Source organism: Paraburkholderia sp. RAU2J (assembly GCF_003634845.1).
GTDB classification, from domain to species: domain Bacteria; phylum Pseudomonadota; class Gammaproteobacteria; order Burkholderiales; family Burkholderiaceae; genus Paraburkholderia; species Paraburkholderia fynbosensis.
Genome location: NZ_RBXG01000002.1, coordinates 2,369,119 through 2,391,254, shown reverse-complemented (window position 1 = coordinate 2,391,254; position 22,136 = coordinate 2,369,119). Strand labels below are relative to the sequence as shown.

The window sequence follows — 22,136 nt, the reverse complement described above, 5'->3', positions numbered from 1 at the left end:
GCACAGCATTGGATACGGTTGACAGCGGGTTTTCAGGCCCGCTGCGCTTGCGGCATCAGCCTATGCGCTGATAGTACCGCTCAAAGATCGGCGACGGACTGGCCATCCACACGGCCGTCGATCAGTTGTTCGGCGTGAGCCATGCACGCGATGCGCGCCTTGCCCGTGCCGTCGAACGGAAACAGATACTGCAAACGGAACACCCGGCCGTCGGCCGCGGCGTTCGCGCCCACGCGGCAGATGCGCACCGACGCGTCGTAGCCCGCGTCGGGATTGCGGCCCGTCTGCCCTTGAGCCGGGCGGCGCGGATAGACGAGCGGGTGAATTTCGTAACCCTTGTACGTCTTGACAACTGAATTCATGAAGCATGTGTCCTGTAATACGTGGCCGACATGTCACGCGTGTGTTACGCGCGGCACGACAGGCCGGCGGCGCTGCACCCAGGGGCGCGCCGCCATGGAAAAAGTTGGCACAGGCCCGATGGCAAGGGCTTGAGCACGGCCGCGCAAAATCGCGGATTCGACGGAGAAGAAACACGCTGAAGTCGCGCAGACATCGGGCGCGTAAAGCTGAACCGCTCAGCTGTACAACTCGCGACGGCGAATGCATGCGGCGCATTGCCGGAGTGACGGGATCGCCGACGGGCGGCGGTCGAACAGTCGGGGGTGGTGCGGAGATGCCGGGTTGAGACTGCCTGCAGCTGTTGCCTGATGTTGCCGGTGCTACGAATGCGGATACAGCTATTCCAATATGATGCCCTAAATGGGGCTAATTAGATAGCAGAAAGTTCCGCGCAAGGGCAAATCGCCCGTCTGGCGGGACTTTGGGCAATATCCGGTGGGGCGCCGACGGCGCGCCGCGCATGAGCGGAGCGCCGTGTGTGCAGGGCGGCGTTCCGAAACGGAGGCGGATCGGAAGACCGGAGGTCTTTTAGCGCGATGTCTCCGCGACGCGCTTCTGCAATTCCCGGGCGGCGGCAAGCGGGATGCGGGCGTCGTCCCAGCTGGCCAGCCATTCGACCTCTTTCGACGTGAAGATTTGCCCGTGATTGCGCAGCGCGTATTGGAGCGAATCGATGATGTGATTACGTATGATTTCGGGCGTGCCTTCGTCATCGAGCACGGTGCGAAACGCTTCGAGCGTGGCCATCTGTAGCTCCGTGAGGTGAATGGCTCTCTTATCGCATGAAAAAAATCGCCCCGCCACGTGGACAAAAATCGCCGGGTCGCGGTGGGACGCTCGAGCGGGCGCGTGGCGGATTTTGATCCGTGCGGCCCGCGCGGCGGTCGCGAGGGCGGGGCGGGGTGGCTACAATGGCGAGTCGCCGCGGGCGAGGACCAACGTCTTCCTGCACGGTTACCCGCACCGGCTCCGTTTTCGGCATCGGCGCATTCTCACCACTTCGCGCTGGCGCAAACCACGCCGCATCCTTCGAACACTGCGATTTACCATGCGCAACACAAACGTGTCTCCTGTGAAAGACCTGCTGCTGCAGCGTTACGCTCCGATCGCCGACGGCATCGCGGCGCTCCTCTATCCCTGTGCCGAAGTGGTGATTCACGACCTGTGCGATCAGACCATCGCGTACCTCGTGAACAATCTGTCGAAGCTCGAAGTCGGCGGGCCGTCGGTGCTCGACGAGGTCCATTACGCGGCGCGCGGGCAGACGATCGGACCGTACGAGAAACTCAACTGGGACGGCCGGCGCATGCGTTGCGTGAGCAACATCCTGTTCGATGACGACGGCAAGCCCGCCGGCATGTTGTGCGTCAACTTCAATATCGCGGTGTTCGAGGACGTGCGCTCGACGCTCGATCTGTTCATCAAGGGCGGCAGCCTGTCGGACGCGCCCGCGGAAGACCTGTTCCGCGACGACTGGCAGGACCGCATCAACACGTATCTGCACACATGGCTGCGCGAACGGCAGATCGGCATCAATGCGCTCACGCGCGAACACAAGCGGGAAATCGTCGAGGCGCTGCACGCGCAGGGCGCGTTCCGCGGGCGCAGTTCGGCGAACTACGTGGCCGCCGTGCTGACGATGGGGCGCGCGACGGTCTACAAGATTCTGAAGCAGATGAAAGAGGGCGGGTGACGCCCGGAAGAAGGAAGTTTCCTTTGCGGGCGGTTAGCCCGTCGCCACGCTGAGCCGTGGCGGTTTTCAATCACGAGGAGGGATGGCAATGGTGCGTTACCGGCACTACAAAGGCGGAATTTACGAACTGGTGTGCGAGGCGACACTGGAGCCCGATCCGAAGGTCACGATGATCGTCTACAAAGCCGCCAATGGTACGATCTGGACGCGTCCCGCTTCGGTGTTTTTCGAACTGATCGAGCAGGGCGGCGTCAAGGTGCCGCGCTTCGCACCGATCTGATCTGGCGCGGGCGTTCAGTTCATCTCGCCTCGGCTCATCGGGGCTCAGACGAACGCGCACCGTCATGTACTCCCAACAGGAAATCTGAATGCGTTTATTGCTTGCCATCATTCTGCCGTGGTTGCAGTTCTTCACAATCGGCCGCCCGTTTGCCGGCATCATCTGCCTGATTTTGCAGATCACGCTGATCGGCTGGATTCCGGCCGCGATCTGGTCGGTGTACGCGTTGAGCCAGTACAACACCGACCGGAAAATCGCCCGCGCGATGGGCAACGGTGGTTAACACCTGCTTGCGATGAGCCCGCGCCTGCGGATCGAGACCGACACCAAGACCGAGATCGAGGGCGCACGCGCCGCGCTGTGATGCGCGAGCTTGAGGCCGCGCCGTGGTTTATCGCGACGACGGCATGTCGACGGCGTCCGGCGCTTCGATCACCACATCGGTTTCCGCGATCGCCACGCACGGCAGGATATAGCCTTCGGCTTTTTCTTCGCGGCTCAGACCCGGCCATTCGATCGTGTAGCGCACGCGGCCGGCGGTCATCCTGCAGATGCAGGTCCGGCATGTGCCGTTACGGCATGAGCGTGGCAGACGCAGATTCGCAAAGCCGGCGGCTTCGAGGATGGTCAGCGAATCGGGCGCTTCGAAGCTCTGGCCGAGCGGTTCGATGCGAACGCGAGGCGGGCGGGTTGGATCGGACATCGTGTGACGAGGGTGGCTGCGTGCGCGACACTTTACACGGGATGGACCAGGTAGGATTGGTCGCTTCGTGGTTGTGGCAGATCGAGTTGGGTATTTGCCGCTCGCAGCACGCGCATTAAGGCGTGCGGTTCACGTCAAAGGCCGCACGCACCGCCGCGCGCCTCGACAATCACCACTCGATCATCATCCCTGCGCCACCTCAATGCGTCGTCCCGCCGCGCCGCAAATATCGGTACACCGTATTGCGCGCGAGCCCCAACTCCCGCGCCGCGGCAGATACATTGCCGTCGAGCCGCGCGAGCGTCTGTGCGATCAGCGTGGCCTGCCAATCCTCCATCCGCGCTGGCGCGCCACGCGCCGTTCCGGTGCCGTCTCCATTCAGATCGTTACCTGATCCCGCCACCGCCGACCGCGCACTCGCCCCATCCGCCGCCTCGACACAATCCGGCAGAAAGTCATCCGGCAAATCGTCCACCTCGATCTGCTCCGCGCCCTCGGCCATGATGCTCGCGGTGCGCAGCACGTTGGCCAGTTGCCGCAGATTGCCCGGCCAGCGGCATTGCTCGAAGCGCGCGAGCACCGCAGCCGAGACGCGCCGCGGCAAATGCTCGCCCTCCGGCTGCAAGGTCAGCATGCGCGTGACGAGCGCGGCCAGATCGGTGCGCTCGCGCAGCGCCGGCAACGTCACGACGAGGCCGTTGATCCGGTAATACAGGTCTTCGCGGAACGTGCCCGCGTCGATCATCTCGCGCAGGTTGCGGTGGGTCGCGCAGACAATGCGCAGATCGACCGGAATCGGCCGCGTCCCGCCGAGCGGCACGACGGTGCGTTCCTGCAGCACGCGCATCAGACGCACTTGTTGCGCGAGCGGCATATCGCCAATTTCGTCGAGAAACAGTGTGCCGCCATCGGCCTGCACGATCTTGCCGACGCTGCCGCGTTTCTTCGCGCCGGTGAACGCGCCGTCCTCGTAACCGAACAGTTCTGCTTCGATCAGCGTATCGGGCAGCGACGCGCAATTCAGCGCGACGAACGGCGCGGACCGCCGCGGCGAGTCGTGATGGATCGCCCGAGCGAGCCATTCCTTGCCGGTGCCGGTTTTGCCGAGCACGAGGATCGGAATATCGCGGCCACGCAGCTTGGCGACACGCCGCAGAACCGCCGTGACCTGTGCGTCGCCGGTGTCGAGCGTCTCCAGCGTGGCGGGCGGCGCGGGCTCGGCGCAGCGCGGCGGCGTGTGACGGGTGCCGCCCGGCATCGGCGTTCGCATCGCGCCGCCTATGTCCTGCGCCGGTGCGGCGACATGCGCAACACGGCGCGGCGCCGCATATTCGCCGCGCGCGATCACCCGCACGCCGCTTGGTAGCGTCAACAGAATGCTTTCGCCGGGCGAGCGGGCGATCTGCTGCAACAGCGCCGCGAAGGCGACGCCGAACAGCGCCTCGAACGGTTGCCGTTGCAGTTCGGCGAGCGGCTGCCCGAACTGGAACAGCGCGCTGCGGTTTGCCGACAGAAACACGCCGTCCGGCGCGAATGCCGCCAGACCTTCGAACAACGTACCGATGAATTCCGCGCGCGCGTGAAAGTGCACGCGAATCGCGTCGGCGAATTGATTGGAGAACAGATGATTTTCGATCATCTGTGCCGACATCCTGACGAGCGCCAGGGTGTGCTTATGAAAACCGCGCGTGTCGCCGCTTACGTCGAGCGCGCCGATGGTGCGCCCGAACGGGTCCGCAATCGGCGCACACGAGCAGGTGAGAATGCGGTTCGCGTGCAGGAAATGCTCGTCGGCATGCACGACGGTCGGCTGCTGGTCGACCAGGGCGGTGCCGATCGCATTGGTGCCGCGATCCGCTTCGGCCCACGACACGCCCGGACATAACGCGACGCGATTGGCTTTTTCGACGAAGTCGCTATCGCCGAGACTGTGCAGGATCACGCCGTGATTGTCGGTGAGCAGCACCATGCTTTGCGTGTCGACGATCTGCGCGTGCAGCGTTTCCATGACGGGGAGCGCATGCGTATAAAGCGATTGATTGCGCTCGACGAGCTCGCGCAGCGCGGGCCGGCGCAGCGGCTGAAAGTCCGGCGTTTCCGACGCGCGCAGGCCGATCTCGAGCGAGCGCGCGTGCGCCTGCGCGATGACATTGGGCCGGCTGATGCAGGCCGCTGGATCAGAGCGATGAGCAGGGCGATGAGTCAAGGCATGTCTCCGGTGATCGGACGCGCGGCGGGTACTTGGCCCGCCGTTCGATGCCGCAGCGCAGCATGCGCGCGTGTGGCCAAATCCCGATCTTACAGGACGAAACGCGCGGCGCGCGGCAGCGTAAACATCGGAATCGTGCAGGCCGCGTATCGCAAAAATACGTGTGGGGCACCAAAATCAGGCAAACGAAAAGGAAAACTTGCGCGCCGCCCGAAGTCGTCTACAGTGAATCAATTCACCTCCGCGCGGTGCGAAGTGCAGCGCCGTCGCAGCGGGTGACGAGCCCGCGTCGTCAGCATTGGACAAGGAGGAGGAAGCTGCTGGCGCGATCAGATGCAACCGGCGCGCGCACTACCTGGCCACACCATGCGCGGCCCAACCTTCCAGGTGAACCCATGCAGATCCTATTCCCCAATGAAACTCCTGAATATTCAGGTCGCGAACTCACCTTGGCGTTCCCGGCGATGGTCGATGGGCAGAGGGTGGAATGCATGATCACCGCGGAGGCGCTCGAAGATCACTTCGGCGCCGCCTCTCCGCGTCTGGAAGACATGGTCGGCGCATTCGATGCGCACCGCGCCCGGATCGAAGCTGCCACGCGTCGTTTGCTGTCGGAAACGCGGGCGCAGTGTCTCGTGCTCCGCAGCGGCTACGTGCGCTTCTACGAGGCGAACTGGCGCAATTGACGCAAGGCCGTCGAGGTTGCGGCCGAGGACTGTGGGCGCTTCCGGCATCGGACGGCGCTGGAAATATTTTCACGCCATCAAGCTCGCACGGGCAGGAAAGCCGCGCGTCAATCACGGGCCGTCGAAACCCGCGCGCGGCGCGCGCCGTTCGAACCGGCGGTGGCCAGACGTGCTGCCGTTCTTTCTGAGCGCGCCTGACGGTGCCTCGGGCACACCACGACAAATCACACGTTCGACGATGCAGGCGCTTCACGTGCCGCGTGAACGCATGCGAGCACGCCTACGATGCCGACGAGCGCGGCACTCAATCAGACTATCCGCCGCAGCGTCCGGTCCTTGAAAATCACGTGATGCACAATCGCCGCCAGCGCGTGCAGGCCGATCACCCAGTAGAACAGATTGCCGAGCCATTCGTGCGCATCCTTGAGCAGGGGCCGCGCGATCGAATCAGCGCCAATCAACGTCAAGCTGATGTTGACCCGCGCGAGGTTCACCGGCCGTCCGCCGGCATTGACCATCAGGATGCCGAGCAGCGGCTGTGCAAAGATAAACACATAGAGCGCGAGATGCTCCGCGCGCGCGACGAACGCAAGCAGCCGGTTGCCGGTGAGTTCCTCCGGCGCGCCGGCCCACAGTCGCCAGAGCAGGCGCAGCACTGCGAGAGCCAGCACGAGCGTGCCGGCCCAGAAATGCACGCTGGTCCAGAACGTGCGGCTGTCCGAGCCGCGCGGCCCGCATACTTCGATGGCCAGATAGGCCAGCGCGACCAGCAGAAAAATAGCCCAGTGAAAGAAGATCGCGGGCGACGTGTAACGGTCTGCGGGGCGGCCGTAGGACATGGGGCTCCTGCGACCTGGTCGATCGGTTCTGGAATCCTGCGATCATAAACGGTGCTGGAGCGGCAGTGCGCTCTCAATAAAGTACCGTTGATCCGGGATCGGATGCGGCGCGCCACACCTGACCTCGCGCGCGCCGCTCGCCGCTTACTCGCTGCCGAGATAGAAATAACGGAACAGGAAAATCGCCGCGATGATCCACACCACCAGCTTCACCTGACGCGCCTGGCCGGTCAGCAGCTTCAGGCCGGCATACGAGATGAAGCCGAACGCGACGCCGTTGGCGATCGAGTAGGTGAACGGCATCAGCAGCGCGGTCAGCGCGGCCGGCACGACTTCGGTGGCATCGTCCCACGGCAGGTCGAGCATTTCGCGCAGCATCAGGCACGACACGTACAGCAGCGCCGGCGCGGTCGCGTAGGCGGGCACCACGCCCGCCAGCGGCGCGAAAAAGAGCGCCAGCAGGAACAGCACGCCGACCGTGATCGCGGTGACGCCGGTGCGCCCGCCCGCCTGCACACCCGACGCGCTTTCGATGTACGCGGTGGTCGACGAGGTGCCGAGCATCGAGCCGGCCAGAATCGCGGTGCTGTCGGCGAGCAGCGCGCGGTTCAGGCGGTGCATCTTGCCTTCGACCAGCAGCCCCGCGCGATTGGCCACCCCCATCAGTGTGCCGGTCGCATCGAACAGTTCGACGAGGAAGAACACCAGCACCACGTTCAGCACGCCGGTGGACAGCGCGCCGCGAATGTCGAGCTGGAACAGCGTCGGCGTGATCGACGGCGGCGCGGAGACGATGCCGTGGAACTGGTTGCCGCCGAAGAAAAAGCTCAGTACCGTCACGCCGACGATGCCGATCAGGATCGCGCCGCGCACCCGCAGGTAGTCGAGCGTGACGATCGCAAAGAAGCCGATCATCGCGAGAATCACGTGCGGTTCGTGCAGATTGCCGAGCGTCACGAGCGTGGCCGGGCTGCCGACCACCACGCCGGCTTCCTTCAGCGAAATGATCGCGAGGAAGAGGCCGATACCGCCGGTGATCGCGATGCGTATCGAATGCGGGATACCTTTGACGATCACTTCACGCACGCGAAACAGCGTGACGATCAGAAACAGGCAGCCGGAGATGAACACCGCGCCGAGCGCGGCCTGCCACGTGAAGCCCATGCCCTTGACGACCGTGTACGCGAAGTACGCGTTCAGCCCCATGCCGGGCGCAAGCGCGATCGGGTAGTTTGCATACAGACCCATGATCAGCGAGGCCAACGCGGCCACGAGGCAGGTCGCGACGAACACCGCGTCCTTCGGCATGCCGGCGTCGCCGAGAATCGCCGGATTGACGAAGATGATGTAAGCCATCGTCAGGAAGGTGGTTACCCCGGCAAGCACTTCGGTGCGCAGGTCGGTGCCGGCGGCGTCGAAGCCGAAGTAGCGTTTTATCGAGTCCATGAGGCGGGTCTCTCGTCGTTCAGAAAGCGTTTCTTGTGGGTGGTGGAGGCAGATGAGGCGTAGCGGTCCTGCGGGTGGCCTGCTGGCCGACGCGGCGCGGGGCTACGGGCGGATTGTAATCATGAATGGCGGGCGCACGCGGTGCCGCATGGCTGATTCAGCGTGTAAAGGCGGCTCAGGCGCGCGGTTCGACGCGAGAGTGTGGCGTCGGCGCATCAGAGCGCATCGGCGCGCGGCGGCTGGCGCGCGAGCCAGCGATCCAGTTCGCCCGCGAAGCTTTTGCTGTCGCGCGCACTGAAAGCGGCCGGGCCGCCCGTGTCGACGCCGCTCGCGCGCAGCTGGTCGAGCATCGAGCGCATGCGCAGCCTCTCTTCGATGGTTCCGGGCGTGTACCAGTTGCCGCGCGGGTCGAGCGCCTCGGCGCTTTGGGCGAGCACGGCGGCGGCGAGCGGGATGTCGGCGGTGATCACGAGGTCGCCCGCGACGACGCGCTTGGCGATCAGGTCGTCGGCGGCGTCGAAGCCGGCGGGCACCTGGATCGCGCGGATCAGCGGCGACGGCGGCACGCGCAGAAACGCGTTGGCGACCAGCGTCAGCGGCATGCCGGTGCGGCGCGCGGCGCGAAACAGCATGTCCTTGATCACGACCGGGCAGGCGTCGGCATCGACCCAGATTGGCATCGTTCGGATTCCGGCAGCGGGGTTTATCGAAGGGGCGAGATGATACCTTGCCTGCGCGGGGCGCGCGGAGCAAGGGGCGTGAGCGCAGCGGCGGGGTGATGGCGAAGGAGTCGCCGCCTGGCTGCGCAGGCGTACGGCCCGGTGGCATTCTGAAGGTTTGGACTACGACAGGGAGAGTCGGCGATTGAATGTGCAGCCAGTTCACCCGGCCACGCGGGCGCACTACAAGCAAACGTCACCCCTTGGTCTGCCGGCAAAACGCAGGCCATCAGCCGTCGAAGCAGCGTGCGAGGGCCCTATTCGTCGGCGACCATGACAGTCGTCGCGTCCAGCCCGTCAGCCCGCCGCGAGTTATTGCGTCAGCGTCCCGCCCGCCTGCTGCGCGCGCCGTGCCGCGACGATGCGGCCCGCGCGCTGCGCATTTTCCGGGTAGTCGATCCAGTCGAGCGGGTCATAGCCGGCGGCGCGCCATTCGATCAGATCGGCCCGAACCTGCGCCCGCGTTTTCGGCGCCGACGGGTCATTGGGCTGCGGCTGCATCTGCGCGAACGCGGTGCCGATAGTCATGGCGGCCAACAGCGCGCCGAATCCAACTTGAGAAACCATTTTCATGATGAGCTCCTTGGGGAGCGGTTAACCAAACAAGCCCGTCATTCTAATTTCCGCTTGCCTGTCGAGTAACACGATAGAAAGCAATGCATCGTTTCGTGTGGCGGCATGGAACGCGTCAGGCGCGCAGCAACGCGTCGAAGCCGCGCCGGTTTGCGGGCATCCACAAAAACTCTCCCCGCGTCACGGCGCCGTCGGCTTGCCTAAGCGGTCGAGCAGCGCGTTCAGCAGATCGATCGGCAGCGGAAACACGATCGTCGAATTCTTGTCGGCGGCGATCGTCGTGAGGGTTTGCAGGTAGCGCAATTGCATCGCCTGCGGCTGCCGCGCGAGCGTCTGCGCTGCTTCAAGCAGATGCTGCGAAGCCTGCAATTCGCCTTCCGCGTGAATCACCTTGGCGCGCCGTTCGCGCTCGGCTTCGGCCTGGCGGGCAATCGCGCGGATCATTGTTTCGTTGATGTCCACGTGCTTGATCTCGACGATCGACACCTTGATGCCCCACGCGTCGGTCTGCGCGTCGAGCACTTTCTGGATGTCCGCGTTCAGTTGCTCGCGCTCGGCGAGCAGTTCGTCGAGTTCGTGCTTGCCGAGCACCGCGCGCAGCGTCGTCTGCGAAAGCTGGCTGGTCGCCTCGAAGTAGCGCGCCACCTGAATCACCGCTTTCTCCGGATCGACCACGCGGAAATAGACTACCGCGTTGACCTTCACCGAGACGTTGTCGCGTGTGATGACGTCCTGCGGCGGCACGTCGAACACGACGGTGCGCAGATCCATCCGCACCGCCTGCTGCACGACTGGAATGATCAGCACGAGGCCGGGGCCCTTGACCTTCCAGAAGCGCCCGAGCATGAAAACGACGCCTCGTTCGTACTCCCGGAAAATGCGCACCGACGACGCAATCAGCGCGGCCACCAGCAAAATCAGAATGCTGCTGAAACCGAATGTGAAACCGATCATGAGCGTTCTCCTTGTAGGGCTTCGCCCGACGCGACCGGCACCACGGTCAGCGTCAATCCGTGCCGTGCCGTGACGCGCACCGGCTGGCCCGCCTCGACCGGGGCCGCGCTGGACACCCGCCAGCGCTCGCCGTGCACGCGCGCCCAGCCTTCGGGCGCGCCGCTCGCCGTCGCGTGCTCAGTCGAGAGACCGCCGTCGAGCACCACGCCGACGCTGCCGATCAACCCCTCCGAGCCGGTCACCACGGGCCGGCGCCGCGCACGCAGCGCAAGCCGTGACACGCCGAGCACGAACAGCACGCTGAACACGACGACGGCGGCGATCAGCGGCAGCGGGATGCCGTAGCCGGGCACGTCGGTGTCTATCAGCATCAGCGCGCCGATCACGAACGCGACCACCCCGCCGAAGCCGAGCGAGCCGAAGGTCGGCAGAAACGCCTCGCCGATCAAAAACGCGATGCCGAGAAAGATCAGGCCGAGGCCGACGTAGTTGATGGGCAGCATCTGCATCGCGAACAGGCCGATCAGCAGACTGATCGCGCCGACCACGCCGGGCAGAACGAAGCCCGGATTGGCGAATTCGAAGAAGAGGCCGTACATGCCGAGCATCAGCAGGACCAGCGCGACGCTCGGATCGGTGATGACGGCGAGGAAATGACTGCGCCAGTCGGCTTCGAATGTCACGAGCGGCGCGTGGGCGGTGTGCAGCGTGACGTTGCCGCCGCTCGTCGCGATGGTGCGGCCGTCCACCTGGCGCAGCAGGTCGGGCACGTCGCGCGCGACCACATCGACGACGTGCTGCGCGAGCGCGTCTTCCGCCGACAGGCTCACGGCTTCGCGGACCGCGCGCTCGGCCCATTCGATGTTGCGCCCGCGCATCTGCGCGAGGCCGCGGATGTAGGCGGCGGCGTCGTGGACCTGCTTGCGCAGTTCGGTCGATTGGGTGTCGAGGGGAAGGGGGGCGCCTTCACTGGCCGACGTGCTTGGAGCGGGCGTCGAGGCTGACGATTCGCTAGCACCGGAGGCGGAACCAGCGCCGGAAGCGGCACCAGGCAGCCCGGGCACGCCTCGTCCCGGCAACCCCGGCGCTCCACCGCCCGCAGGCGGCTCGCCGCCGCCGATCCCTATCTGCACCGGCGTCGCCGCGCCGAGATTGGTGCCCGGCGCCATCGCCGCGATATGGCTCGCGTAGACGATATACGTTCCGGCACTCGCCGCCCGCGCGCCGCTCGGCGCGATGAACGTGGCGACCGGCACAGGCGAGCCGAGAATCGCCTTGATGATCTGGCGCATCGACGTATCGAGCCCGCCTGGCGTATCGAGTTGCAGCACCGCGAGTTGTGCGTGCTCGTCGGCGGCGCGCTGCAGGCTGCGCACGATGAAGTCCGCGCTGGCCGGACCGATCGCGCCACTCACCGGAATCACCACGACGCTGTTGCGCATGAGGGCGGCATAGAGCGGCGGCGCCATGAATTCGCACGATGCGAACCCAAACGCCAACAGCACGCCGAGCGCGATCATGCCGCGCATCAACCGGCCCACGACGCCGCCACGGATATGCGGCCGGCGCGGACCAGACTGCCGGAACGGGAGACGCACATACGTGCTCATCGCTGACGGCTGCCGCGCCCGGCCAACAGGTATGGGCCGGCGCGGGCCGATACCCCAGAAGAAGGCTGGCCTGCCGCTTACAGCTTAGTCCGATTCCGCGCGCTGCGTGAAATCCGCGCGCGCCGGCCGGTAGTCGCCCGGCCGCATGCCGGTCCACTTGCGAAACGCGCGATGGAACGCGCTCGGCTCAGCAAAGCCGACTGTGCTGGCGATGTCGGCGATCGTGCGCTCGCCGCTTTGCAATTCGCCGATGGCGATGTCGCGCCGCAAGTCGTCCTTGATCGACTGGTACGTATGGCCTTCCTGTTTCAAACGCCGCCGCATCGTCGCCTCGGCGACGTGCAGGCGCGCGGCCATCTGATCGGCGCCGGGCCAGCCGGTGATCGGCAGTGCGCGCAGTGTTTTGCGCACGCGCGCCGCGAGCGAACCGGCGTTGCGATACTTGACGATGAAGCTGCCGGGCGCATCGCGCAGGAACGGCTTGACCGACCTGGTCGTCTGGATCACCGGCAGGTCGACGAAGAGCGGCGCGAGATCGACGTACGACTCGGGCTGCTCGAAGCTCATCTGATCGCAGAACATCAGCCGGTACTCGTGCGCGGCAGGTGGCGCGGCGCAGCGAAAGCGCGCTTCGAGCAACGGGATGCGCCGTCCGACCAGCCAGCACAGCAACCCGTACACGAGGATGAACCAGGTCGCGTAGGCGAACATGGCCGGCGCCGGCGCGCCTTCGCGTTCGACGAATCGGAGGCGCACGCGCTCCGTGCTGGTGTCGATCTGCGCGCCGAGGTCGTCGAGCACGAGGCGCATGAAGCCGACTGCGCGCGCCAACGCCTGCGCGCCGTTGCGCGCGGTGAGCGCGGCCTGCGTCATCGCGATGAAGCTGCCGCTTTTCATGCGGTGCGAATCCTGGCCGAAGAACTCGTCGTCGAGCGCGCGCGCAATCGCGGCCCACAGCGCGCCGTATTGCGCCGACGACACCCGGCTTTTCGGCGAAGCCAGCATCGGCGCGGCGATGCCGGCGGCTTCGGCGAGCGGCAGCGCATCGAGGCCGCGGGCGCGGGCGAGTGCGAGGGTCTCCTCGACCAGACTGACAGAAATCGTGCCCTTGTCGTTTTTCATGGGGAGGCAGGCTGGCTGGCAAAAGCGCTCAGTGTTTTCCTTGTGATGGCTCGCTAAGTCCTTGAAATAGCGGGCCGAAGAAGGTTTGTATAGTAGCAGTATGGCAAATGCGCTCACTCAGAATGATCGCGCTGAGCATCGAAGCCATCCGGCGGCTTGCCTACACTCTGCGTCAACCGGGCCGCGTTCGTGCTGGTCATCGAGCGCCGCGACCGGCCGCACAGCAAGATAGAGGACCGGACTCATGGATAGCTTCTACACCGACGAACAACGGATGATCCGAGACGCCGCGCGCGACTTCGCCACCGAACGCCTTGCGCCGCACGCGGCGCAATGGGACCGCGACGCGCAACTGCCCGCCGACGTCGTCACGCAGATGGGCGAACTCGGCTTCCTCGGCATGATCGTGCCGCCGGAGTGGGGCGGGTCGTACACCGACTACGTCGCCTACGCGCTCGCGCTCGAAGAGATCGCCGCCGGCTGCGCCGCCTGTGCCACGGTGATGAGCGTGCATAACTCGGTCGGCTGCGGGCCGATTCTCAACTTTGGCAGCGCCGCGCAAAAAGATCGCTATCTGCACGATCTCGCGACCGGCCGACGGATCGGCGCGTTCTGCCTGACCGAGCCGCAGGCCGGTTCCGAGGCGAACAATCTGCGCTCGCGCGCGGTACTGCGCGACGGCCAGTGGATTCTCAACGGCAGCAAGCAGTTCGTGACCAACGGCGCGCGCGCGGACCTCGCGATCGTGTTCGCCGTCACCGATCCGGAGCGCGGCAAACGCGGCCTGTCCGCGTTCATCGTGCCGACTGGCACGCCGGGTTTCAACGTCGGCAAGCCGGAGCACAAGCTCGGCATTCGCGCGTCGGACACTTGCCCGATTTCGCTCGACGACTGCGCGGTGCCCGACGCCAATCTGCTCGGCGAACCGGGCGAGGGCTTGCGCATCGCGCTGTCGAATCTCGAAGGCGGGCGGATCGGCATCGCCGCGCAGGCGGTCGGCATCGCGCGGGCCGCGTTCGACGCTGCGCGCCACTATGCGAGCGAACGCGTGCAGTTCGGCAAGGCGCTCAAGGATCATCAGACCATCGCCAACATGCTCGCCGACATGGCCACGCGCCTGAACGCCGCGCGCCTGCTCGTGCATCACGCGGCGCGGCTGCGTTCGGCGGGTAAGCCGTGTTTGTCGGAAGCATCGCAGGCGAAGCTGTTCGCGTCGGAACTGGCCGAGGAGATCTGCTCGAACGCGATCCAGATTCACGGCGGTTATGGCTATCTGGAGGATTACGCGGTGGAGCGCCATTACCGCGATGCCCGCATCACGCAGATTTACGAAGGCACCAGCGAGGTACAGCGGATGGTGATTGCGCGTCATGTTTAGACGGCAGCGGCACGGCGTTTGAGCGCAAAATAGCTTGGCCCGGCGAGTGTAGGTGAAGCATGGCGCCGGCAAGGCAGCAAGGCAAGACGAAGTATCAGCGGGACAAAAGCAGAGCGCATACCGCGCCATCCACGAGCAACCATGTTGCATGGGACCAGAATAAGTGCTGTGCATGGGGGCGGAGTAAATGCTAAAGCACCAACTCCGACCGACAGCTAAAGCGCCCACTCTGGTCGACAGGAGACGACGATGACTGCAGCGAAGGCCTTTTTCGACGCGCGCGATCTGTTATTGCGCCACCGAACCGACTACGACCGCGCCTACCGCGAATTCACCTGGCCGGCATTGGGCGAATTCAACTGGGCGCTCGATTACTTCGACGTAATCGCCCGCGACAATCACAACCCCGCGCTATGGATCGTCGACGACCCCGCCACTGACGGCCTGTGCCTGTCCTACGCGCAGATGTCCGAGCGCTCGGCGCGCATGGCGAACTTCCTGCGCGCTTCGGGCGTCGGCCGTGGCGACCGCGTGCTGCTGATGCTGCCCAACCGCGTCGAACTGTGGGACGTGATGCTCGCGGCGATGAAGCTCGGCGCGATCGTGCTGCCCGCCACCACCCAGCTTTCCGCCGACGATGTGCGCGAGCGCGTGCAGATCGGCGGCGCGAAGTTCGTGGTGGTCGACAGCGCCGAGCTGGCCAAGTTCGCCACGCTCGACGTGCCGCTCACCCGCTTCTCGGTTGGCGCAGCACGCGACGGCTGGTTCGATCTGGCCGCAGCCTGCGACGCGTCGCCGCAATTCACGCCCGACGGCGTCACACAAGCCACCGACACGCTGCTGCTGTACTTCACGTCGGGCACGACGTCGAAACCGAAACTCGTCGAGCACACGCATCAGAGCTATCCGGTCGGTCATCTGTCGACGATGTACTGGATCGGGCTGCAACCGAACGACGTCCATTGGAACATCAGCTCGCCGGGCTGGGCCAAGCACGCGTGGAGCTGCTTCTTCGCGCCATGGAACGCGCAGGCCTGCGTGTTCGTGTACAACTTCGCGCGCTTCGTGCCGAAAGACACGCTGAACGCGCTGGTGCGCTTCAACGTCACCACCCTGTGCGCGCCGCCGACCGTGTGGCGCATGCTGGTGCAGGAGCGGCTCACCGACTATCCGGTCAAGCTGCGCGAGATCGTCGGCGCGGGGGAGCCGTTGAATCCGGAGATCATCGAGCGCGTGAAGCACGCGTGGGGCATCACCATTCGCGACGGTTTCGGCCAGACCGAGACCACCTGCCAGATCGGCAACCCGCCGGGACAGCCGGTGGTCGCGGGTTCGATGGGACGGCCGCTGCCGGGCTACCGGATCGAACTGCTCGACGCGGACGATCAGCCTGTGACCGAAGGCGAAATCGCGCTGCCTTTGAACGAGCGTCCGCTCGGTTTGATGACCGGCTACGCGAACAACGCGAACGCCACCGCGCAGGCAATGCGCAACGGCTTCTACCGCACCTCCGATGTCGCGCTGCGCCGCGACGACGGCTACTACGTCTACGTCGGCCGTTCCGATGACGTGTTCAAATCGTCCGACTATCGCCTGAGTCCGTTCGAACTGGAAAGCGTGCTGATCGAGCACGAGGCCATTGGCGAAGCCGCCGTGGTGCCGAGCGCCGATGCGCTGCGCCTGGCGGTCCCCAAAGCGTTCGTCACCGTGCGCCACGGCTACGAAGCGGGGCCCGAACTCGCGCGCGCCGTGTTCGCGTTCTCGCGCGAAAAGCTCGCACCGTATAAGCGGATTCGTCGTCTGCAATTCAGCGAACTGCCGAAGACCATCTCCGGCAAGATCCGCCGCGTCGAATTGCGGCGCCGCGAAATGGAGCGCGCTGCCGAACCCGCGCGTTTGCCCGGTGAGTACTGGGAAGAGGATTTCCCGGAGCTGCGTTGATCATTTTCATTCCGCCATTTCCCCGTCATTCCGATTATCACCGTCACTCTAAGGCCGCCGGGCGGCCCACGCACAGGAGTTTCAGCATGAGCGCAATTGCTTCGCACCAGGCCGTCGCCAACGTCAAGCTGCTGATCAATGGCGAGTTCGTCGATTCGACAACCCGCGAATGGCGTGACATCGTCAATCCCGCCACGCAGGAAGTGCTGGCGCGCGTGCCGTTCGCCACCGTCGACGAAGTCAACGAAGCGGTGCGCAGCGCGCACGCCGCGTTCAAGACCTGGAAGGACACGCCGATCGGCGCGCGCATGCGCATCATGCTGAAGTACCAGGCGCTGATTCGCGAGCACATGCCGCGCATCGCGAAGACGCTGAGCGCCGAGCAGGGCAAGACGATTCCCGACGCCGAAGGCGACATCTTCCGCGGACTCGAAGTGGTCGAGCATGCGTGCTCGATCGGTACGCTGCAGCAGGGCGAATTCGCGGAGAACGTGGCGGGCGGCGTGGATACCTACACGCTGCGCCAGCCGCTCGGCGTGTGCGCCGGCATCACGCCGTTCAACTTCCCCGCGATGATCCCGCTGTGGATGTTCCCGATGGCAATCGTCTGCGGCAATACCTTCGTGCTTAAACCGTCGGAGCAGGACCCGCTGTCGACGATGCAACTGGTCGAACTCGCGCTCGAAGCCGGCGTGCCGAAAGGCGTGCTGAACGTCGTGCACGGCGGCAGGGAAGTGGTCGACGCGCTCTGCACGCACGAGCTGATCAAGGCGATTTCGTTCGTCGGTTCGACGGCGGTCGGCACGCACGTGTACCGCCTCGGCAGCGAGCACGGCAAGCGCGTGCAGTCGATGATGGGCGCGAAAAATCACGCGGTGGTGTTGCCCGACGCGAACCGCGAGCAGACCTTGAACGCGCTCGCCGGCGCGGGCTTCGGCGCGGCCGGACAGCGCTGCATGGCAACCTCGGTAGTGGTGCTGGTGGGCGCCGCGCAGCAGTGGTTGCCGGAGCTCGTCGCGAAGGCGAAGACGCTCAAGGTCAACGCCGGCAACGAGCCGAACACCGACATCGGCCCGGTGGTCTCGCGCGCGGCGAAGCAACGCATTCTCGGCCTGATCGATGCGGGTGTGAAAGAAGGTGCGACGCTCGCGCTCGATGGCCGCGACGTGAAGGTGCCCGGCTACGAGCACGGCAACTTCATCGGCCCGACGATTTTCACCGACGTCACCACGGAAATGGAAATCTACCGCACCGAGATTTTCGGCCCGGTGCTGCAGGTGCTGAACGTCGCCACGCTCGACGACGCGATCGCGCTCGTCAATCGCAATCCGTTCGGCAACGGCGTCGGCCTCTTCACGCAGAGCGGCGCAGCGGCGCGCAAATTCCAGAGCGAGATCGACATCGGGCAGGTCGGCATCAACATTCCGATTCCAGTGCCGGTGCCGTTCTTCAGCTTCACCGGCTCGCGCGGCTCGAAACTCGGCGACCTCGGCCCGTACGGCAAGCAGGTCGTGCAGTTCTATACGCAGACCAAGACCGTGACGGCCCGTTGGTTCGACGACGACACGGTCAACGACGGCGTCAACACGACCATCAGCCTGCGCTGAGCGGCGCGCGAAAACGGAGAGGACATCATGAAAATAGGCTTTATCGGACTCGGCAATATGGGCGCGCCGATGGCGCACAACCTGCTGAAGGCGGGCCACGCGCTCAACGTATTCGACCTGAACGCCCAAGCCGTGCGGGCGCTCGTCGATGCGGGCGCGAAGGCGGCCGGCTCACCGAAAGCGGCCGTGACCGACGTGCAGTGCGTGATCACGATGCTGCCCGCCGCTACGCACGTGCGCAGCGTACTGAGCGCGGACGACGGCGTGTTCGCGGGCATCGCGAAGGGCGTGACGATCATCGATTCGAGCACGATCGATCCGGCCAGTGTGAAGGCCTTCGCCGAACTCGCGGCGCAGCGTGGCAACACCTTCGTCGATGCGCCGGTGTCGGGCGGCACGGGCGGCGCGGCGGCGGGCACGCTGACCTTCATGGTCGGGGGCAGCGCGAGCGCGTACGAACAGGTCAAGCCGGTGCTCTCCGCGATGGGCAGGAACATCGTCCATTGCGGCGACACCGGCACCGGGCAGGTCGCGAAGATCTGCAATAACCTCGTGCTCGGCATCACGATGGCTGGCGTGGCCGAGGCGATGTCGCTCGGCGAGGCGCTCGGCATCGACGCGAAGGTGCTGGGCGGCATCATCAATACGTCGACGGGGCGCTGCTGGAGTTCGGACACGTATAACCCGATGCCCGGCGTGATCGATACCGCACCGTCGACGCGCGGCTACACCGGCGGCTTCGGCACCGATCTGATGCTCAAGGACCTGGGGCTCGCCACCGACGCCGCCCGCAGCGTGCGTCAACCGGTCTATCTCGGCGCGCTCGCGCAGCAGCTTTATCAAACGATGAGCACGAAAGGCGCGGGACGTCTCGACTTTTCGGCGGTCATCAAGCTTTATCGTCACGCGGCCGACGACGGCACGCAAGGAGGCGCGTGATGATCGAACTCGACTACGCGCACGACGGCGCCGTCGCGCAACTGACGCTCAAGCGCCCGCCCGCGAACGCGTTCACCGCCGATGGCTTGCTGCAATTACAGCACACCGTCGAAAGGCTGAACGGCGAGGCACGCGTGCGTGCGATCGTGATCACCGGCGACGGCCCGAAGTTTTTCAGCGCGGGCGCCGATCTGAACACGTTTGCCGACGGCAACCGCGAAGTCGCGCGTACGGCCGCGGCGCGCTTCGGCGCGGCCTTCGAGACCTTGCAGAACGCGCGGGCCGTCGTGATTGCGGCGATCAACGGCTATGCGATGGGCGGCGGACTCGAATGCGCGCTTGCGTGCGACATCCGCATCGCCGAACAGCATGCGCTGCTGGCGCTGCCGGAGACCGCGGTCGGCCTGCTGCCGTGCGGTTGCGGCACGCAGACGCTGCCGTGGCTGGTCGGCGAAGGCTGGGCCAAACGGATGATACTGACCGGCGAGCGTGTCGATGCGGCGACCGCATTGCGCATCGGTCTCGTCGAGGAAGTCGTGGAAAGAGGCGCCGCGCTCGGCGCCGCGCTGACGATGGCCGCGCGCGTCGCCGGTCTCAGTCCGCAGGCGGTCGGCTTCAGCAAGACGCTGATCCATCAGGCACGCAACGGCGTGCCACGTGCGGCGGCGCTTGCGCTGGAACGCGAGCGCTTCGTCGATCTGTTCGATAGCGCCGATCAGCGTGAAGGGGTCAACGCGTTCCTCGAAAAACGCACGCCGCACTGGCAGGCGGACTCGCGCACGCAAGCAGGGCAGACCTCCCACGCACAGACGGAGATTCACGGATGAGCGCCTTGCAAAGCGTCGCGCCCGATGTGAGCGCGCAGGCGCAGCGCGAGATTCTGTTTCGCGTCGTCAACCGCGTGGCGATCATTACGCTGAACCGGCCGGCCGCGCTCAATGCGCTCTCGCATGCAATGGTGCGTGAGCTTGCCGTGCTGGTCGAACATTGCCGCCATGACAGCGGCATTGTCGCGCTCGTGCTCAAGGGTGCGGGCACGAAAGGCTTTTGCGCCGGCGGCGATGTGCGCGAAGTGCATCGGCTGGCGAAGAATGGTGATCATCGCTGGCTTGCGTTTTTCGTCGACGAGTACCGGCTCGACTACGCCCTGCACACCTTGGCGAAACCGGTGGTCGCGCTGCTCGACGGCATTGCAATGGGCGGCGGGATGGGGCTCGGTCAGGCGGCGCGGCTGCGCATCGTCACCGAGCGCAGCAAGATCGCGATGCCTGAGACGCGTATCGGCTTTTTGCCGGACGTCGGCGCGACGCGTTTTCTGAACGTGCTGCCGGTGGAACACGCGCTTTATGTCGGGCTGACCGGCGTGACCTTGTCCGGCGCCGATGCGTTGCGTCTGCGACTGGCCGACCTGTGCGTGCCGGCGGAATGGCTCGCCAGCTTCGAGGAACGTTTGCAGCGCATGTCGCACGACGGTGATTTGATGGCCGCGTTGCGCGGTGTGTTCGAGCCGCCGTGTAACGTCGTCCCGCATGCGGCGTTGGAGCCGTTGACGCAATCGATCGCGCGGCACTTCGACCGGCGCTCGAGCGTCGAGCGGATCATGGCGACGCTGCGCCACGATCTGGAGCGCGAGCCGCCGCGCGAGGTGAAGCAGTGGCTGCAGTCGACTGACGACGCACTGACCAGCCACTCGCCGACGATGCTCTGCGTCACACGCGAAGCACTGTTGCGCGGCCGGCAGATGACGCTCGCCGAGTGTTTCCGCATGGAGCTGGGCATCGTCAAACGGGTGATCGAGGAGGGCGATTTCTGCGAAGGGGTGCGGGCGCAGTTGATCGACAAGGATCGCAACGCGCGCTGGGCGCCCGCGACGCTGGCGGAAGTGCGGCCCGAACGGGTCCGGCATTTTCTGGCGTCGCCGTGGAAGAGCGAGGCGCATCCGCTCGCGGGGTTGGGGGGCGAGTCGTCATCTGACAATCGTTAGCACGTCTGCGACCACAGCCTTGCGCTGACTGACTCGCGCATCCGATCACGAAGGCCGCATCTGCGGCTTTTTCTACTGGCACGCCTTTCCTCCGACCCCTCGGGCACAAAGCGTGCTCAGATCCCAAAGTTGTTGCTCCGAAGCGGATCGCGCAAAGCGAAGCGGTCCACGAAATGATGCTGGGGCGATGCGCGGGTCGAATGCGTGTGCAATGCAATCCATGCACGGCATCGGGCGACGTGCACGGAAGCGGTACAACGAACCGCAAGCCGTGCTCACGATCAACGCGCTGACACATAGCACGCGCAACATTGCGATCAACCTGGCAATTCATGCATCCCCGCAGCATCACTCGTCTGCAACCTAATCGTTTGAGGAAGACGTCATGGACAAGAATCGTGTCGAAGGTGAAGCGATGCAACTCAAGGGCTCGGTGAGGGAAGCGATCGGCAAGGTCACAGGCAATCGCATGACGCAAGCCGAGGGCGCGGCTGAAAAGCTGGCCGGCCGGATGCAGGCAAAGCTCGGCGAAGCGGTCGACGCGCTGCGCGATCGCGCGAAAAGCTAGCGCGATCAACGCCACGCGCCGCAGCGCTGCCGCTCACCCAGTTCAAGCATGTGAAGCGGCGCATGCCCATCAGGCGCAAATTCGCCGCTGCGTCCCTAACGTCAAAGGACCATCACGATGAACGCAAACCAGCTCGACGGAACGTTCAAAGACGCGGCAGGCAAAGTGCAGGACGCCGTCGGCGGCTTGACGGGCGATCTCGACTTGCAGGCAGAGGGCAAGGTCCGCGAGCTATCAGGGCAGGCGCAGGCGAATACGGCGAAAGGGTCGAGCCGATCGCCGAAGCGACGCATAATCATCCGCTCGGCGCGTTGTTGATCGCGGCGGGCGTCGGCTTTCTGCCAGGCAAGCTGTTGTAGTCGATCCCGCGCAAATCCGGCGCCGCGCCGCGTGGCTGCTGCCGTCGGCAACGAGAGCGGGCACGCCACGCGTTCACAATCCCGCGGCATCCTGATATTGTCCGATGTTCCCGGCGCGCTCGCG

Annotated in this window: 23 protein-coding genes; 12 read left to right on the top strand and 11 right to left on the bottom strand. The window is 65.4% G+C overall.

Annotated elements, in window-relative coordinates:
- Positions 1-80 precede the first annotated feature (80 nt).
- Together B0G69_RS28170 and B0G69_RS28165 are read right to left on the bottom strand one after the other, a co-directional pair.
- Positions 81-362, bottom strand: coding sequence for a hypothetical protein (locus tag B0G69_RS28170; protein ID WP_121323029.1), 282 nt, complete (start codon positions 360-362; stop codon positions 81-83).
- A gap of 568 nt (positions 363-930) precedes the next feature.
- On the bottom strand, positions 931-1,149 hold the full coding sequence (locus tag B0G69_RS28165) for a hypothetical protein (protein ID WP_121323027.1): 219 nt from the start codon (positions 1,147-1,149) through the stop codon (positions 931-933).
- Positions 1,150-1,450: 301 nt separating this feature from the next.
- Between B0G69_RS28165 and B0G69_RS28160 the strand changes: the two genes are divergently transcribed.
- From B0G69_RS28160 to B0G69_RS28150, 3 genes are all read left to right on the top strand, one after another.
- Complete coding sequence (locus B0G69_RS28160; protein ID WP_121323025.1) at positions 1,451-2,095, top strand: PAS domain-containing protein; 645 nt, start codon at positions 1,451-1,453, stop codon at positions 2,093-2,095.
- Positions 2,096-2,183: 88 nt separating this feature from the next.
- Entirely contained in the window at positions 2,184-2,375 is a 192-nt protein-coding gene (locus tag B0G69_RS28155) for a DUF1653 domain-containing protein (RefSeq protein ID WP_121323023.1), read from the top strand.
- An 88-nt stretch (positions 2,376-2,463) separates the two neighbouring features.
- Positions 2,464-2,658, top strand: a complete 195-nt coding sequence (locus tag B0G69_RS28150) for a YqaE/Pmp3 family membrane protein (protein ID WP_121323021.1) — start codon at positions 2,464-2,466, stop codon at positions 2,656-2,658.
- Between the two features lie 108 nt (positions 2,659-2,766).
- Here the strand turns inward: B0G69_RS28150 and B0G69_RS28145 are convergent, their stop codons facing one another.
- Together B0G69_RS28145 and B0G69_RS28140 are read right to left on the bottom strand one after the other, a co-directional pair.
- Positions 2,767-3,078, bottom strand: coding sequence for a 2Fe-2S iron-sulfur cluster-binding protein (locus B0G69_RS28145; RefSeq protein WP_121323018.1), 312 nt, complete (start codon positions 3,076-3,078; stop codon positions 2,767-2,769).
- 199 nt (positions 3,079-3,277) lie between these two features.
- The gene (locus tag B0G69_RS28140) at positions 3,278-5,284 is read right to left on the bottom strand and encodes a sigma-54-dependent Fis family transcriptional regulator (protein WP_121323016.1); all 2,007 of its coding nucleotides are present in this window, start codon (positions 5,282-5,284) and stop codon (positions 3,278-3,280) included.
- 398 nt (positions 5,285-5,682) lie between these two features.
- Here B0G69_RS28140 and B0G69_RS28135 point away from each other — a divergent pair, with 398 nt between their 5' ends.
- Positions 5,683-5,973 carry a DUF1488 domain-containing protein gene (locus tag B0G69_RS28135; protein ID WP_028194698.1) on the top strand — a complete coding sequence of 97 codons (291 nt, stop codon included), beginning with the start codon at positions 5,683-5,685 and terminating at the stop codon, positions 5,971-5,973.
- Positions 5,974-6,281: 308 nt separating this feature from the next.
- On the opposite strand, the gene B0G69_RS28130 is transcribed toward B0G69_RS28135, so the two are convergent.
- The 7 genes from B0G69_RS28130 to B0G69_RS28100 all read right to left on the bottom strand — a co-directional run bounded on the left by B0G69_RS28130 (position 6,282) and on the right by B0G69_RS28100 (position 13,236).
- A complete protein-coding gene (locus tag B0G69_RS28130; protein ID WP_121323014.1) occupies positions 6,282-6,812 on the bottom strand; it encodes a cytochrome b/b6 domain-containing protein in 531 nt (176 codons plus the stop codon).
- 144 nt (positions 6,813-6,956) lie between these two features.
- Positions 6,957-8,258: an NCS2 family permease gene (locus B0G69_RS28125; RefSeq protein WP_121323012.1), complete on the bottom strand. Its 1,302-nt coding sequence runs from the start codon at positions 8,256-8,258 to the stop codon at positions 6,957-6,959.
- A gap of 215 nt (positions 8,259-8,473) precedes the next feature.
- The gene (locus B0G69_RS28120; protein ID WP_121323010.1) at positions 8,474-8,938 is read right to left on the bottom strand and encodes a YaiI/YqxD family protein; all 465 of its coding nucleotides are present in this window, start codon (positions 8,936-8,938) and stop codon (positions 8,474-8,476) included.
- 351 nt (positions 8,939-9,289) lie between these two features.
- Positions 9,290-9,550: a DUF4148 domain-containing protein gene (locus tag B0G69_RS28115; protein WP_121323008.1), complete on the bottom strand. Its 261-nt coding sequence runs from the start codon at positions 9,548-9,550 to the stop codon at positions 9,290-9,292.
- A gap of 180 nt (positions 9,551-9,730) precedes the next feature.
- Complete coding sequence (locus B0G69_RS28110) at positions 9,731-10,504, bottom strand: slipin family protein (protein ID WP_121323006.1); 774 nt, start codon at positions 10,502-10,504, stop codon at positions 9,731-9,733.
- Entirely contained in the window at positions 10,501-12,114 is a 1,614-nt protein-coding gene (locus B0G69_RS28105; protein WP_121323004.1) for a nodulation protein NfeD, read from the bottom strand. Before B0G69_RS28105 ends, B0G69_RS28110 begins: the two co-directional genes overlap by 4 nt.
- Before the next feature lie 84 nt (positions 12,115-12,198).
- A complete protein-coding gene (locus B0G69_RS28100; RefSeq protein WP_121323002.1) occupies positions 12,199-13,236 on the bottom strand; it encodes an AraC family transcriptional regulator in 1,038 nt (345 codons plus the stop codon).
- Positions 13,237-13,480: 244 nt separating this feature from the next.
- Here B0G69_RS28100 and B0G69_RS28095 point away from each other — a divergent pair, with 244 nt between their 5' ends.
- From B0G69_RS28095 to B0G69_RS28060, 8 genes are all read left to right on the top strand, one after another.
- Positions 13,481-14,614, top strand: coding sequence for an acyl-CoA dehydrogenase (locus B0G69_RS28095; protein ID WP_121323000.1), 1,134 nt, complete (start codon positions 13,481-13,483; stop codon positions 14,612-14,614).
- 249 nt (positions 14,615-14,863) lie between these two features.
- Positions 14,864-16,555: an AMP-binding protein gene (locus B0G69_RS28090; RefSeq protein ID WP_121322998.1), complete on the top strand. Its 1,692-nt coding sequence runs from the start codon at positions 14,864-14,866 to the stop codon at positions 16,553-16,555.
- Between the two features lie 86 nt (positions 16,556-16,641).
- On the top strand, positions 16,642-18,162 hold the full coding sequence (locus tag B0G69_RS28085; protein ID WP_121322996.1) for a CoA-acylating methylmalonate-semialdehyde dehydrogenase: 1,521 nt from the start codon (positions 16,642-16,644) through the stop codon (positions 18,160-18,162).
- A 27-nt stretch (positions 18,163-18,189) separates the two neighbouring features.
- Positions 18,190-19,101: a 3-hydroxyisobutyrate dehydrogenase gene (mmsB, locus tag B0G69_RS28080; RefSeq protein WP_121322994.1), complete on the top strand. Its 912-nt coding sequence runs from the start codon at positions 18,190-18,192 to the stop codon at positions 19,099-19,101.
- Positions 19,101-19,928 (top strand): enoyl-CoA hydratase, encoded by an 828-nt coding sequence (locus tag B0G69_RS28075; protein WP_121322992.1) that lies wholly within the window; start codon positions 19,101-19,103, stop codon positions 19,926-19,928. Before mmsB ends, B0G69_RS28075 begins: the two co-directional genes overlap by 1 nt.
- Complete coding sequence (locus tag B0G69_RS28070) at positions 19,925-21,085, top strand: enoyl-CoA hydratase/isomerase family protein (RefSeq protein ID WP_121322990.1); 1,161 nt, start codon at positions 19,925-19,927, stop codon at positions 21,083-21,085. Before B0G69_RS28075 ends, B0G69_RS28070 begins: the two co-directional genes overlap by 4 nt.
- A gap of 385 nt (positions 21,086-21,470) precedes the next feature.
- Positions 21,471-21,653 carry a CsbD family protein gene (locus B0G69_RS28065; RefSeq protein WP_121322988.1) on the top strand — a complete coding sequence of 61 codons (183 nt, stop codon included), beginning with the start codon at positions 21,471-21,473 and terminating at the stop codon, positions 21,651-21,653.
- 117 nt (positions 21,654-21,770) lie between these two features.
- The gene (locus B0G69_RS28060; protein WP_241991494.1) at positions 21,771-21,971 is read left to right on the top strand and encodes a CsbD family protein; all 201 of its coding nucleotides are present in this window, start codon (positions 21,771-21,773) and stop codon (positions 21,969-21,971) included.
- Positions 21,972-22,136: the final 165 nt, after the last annotated feature.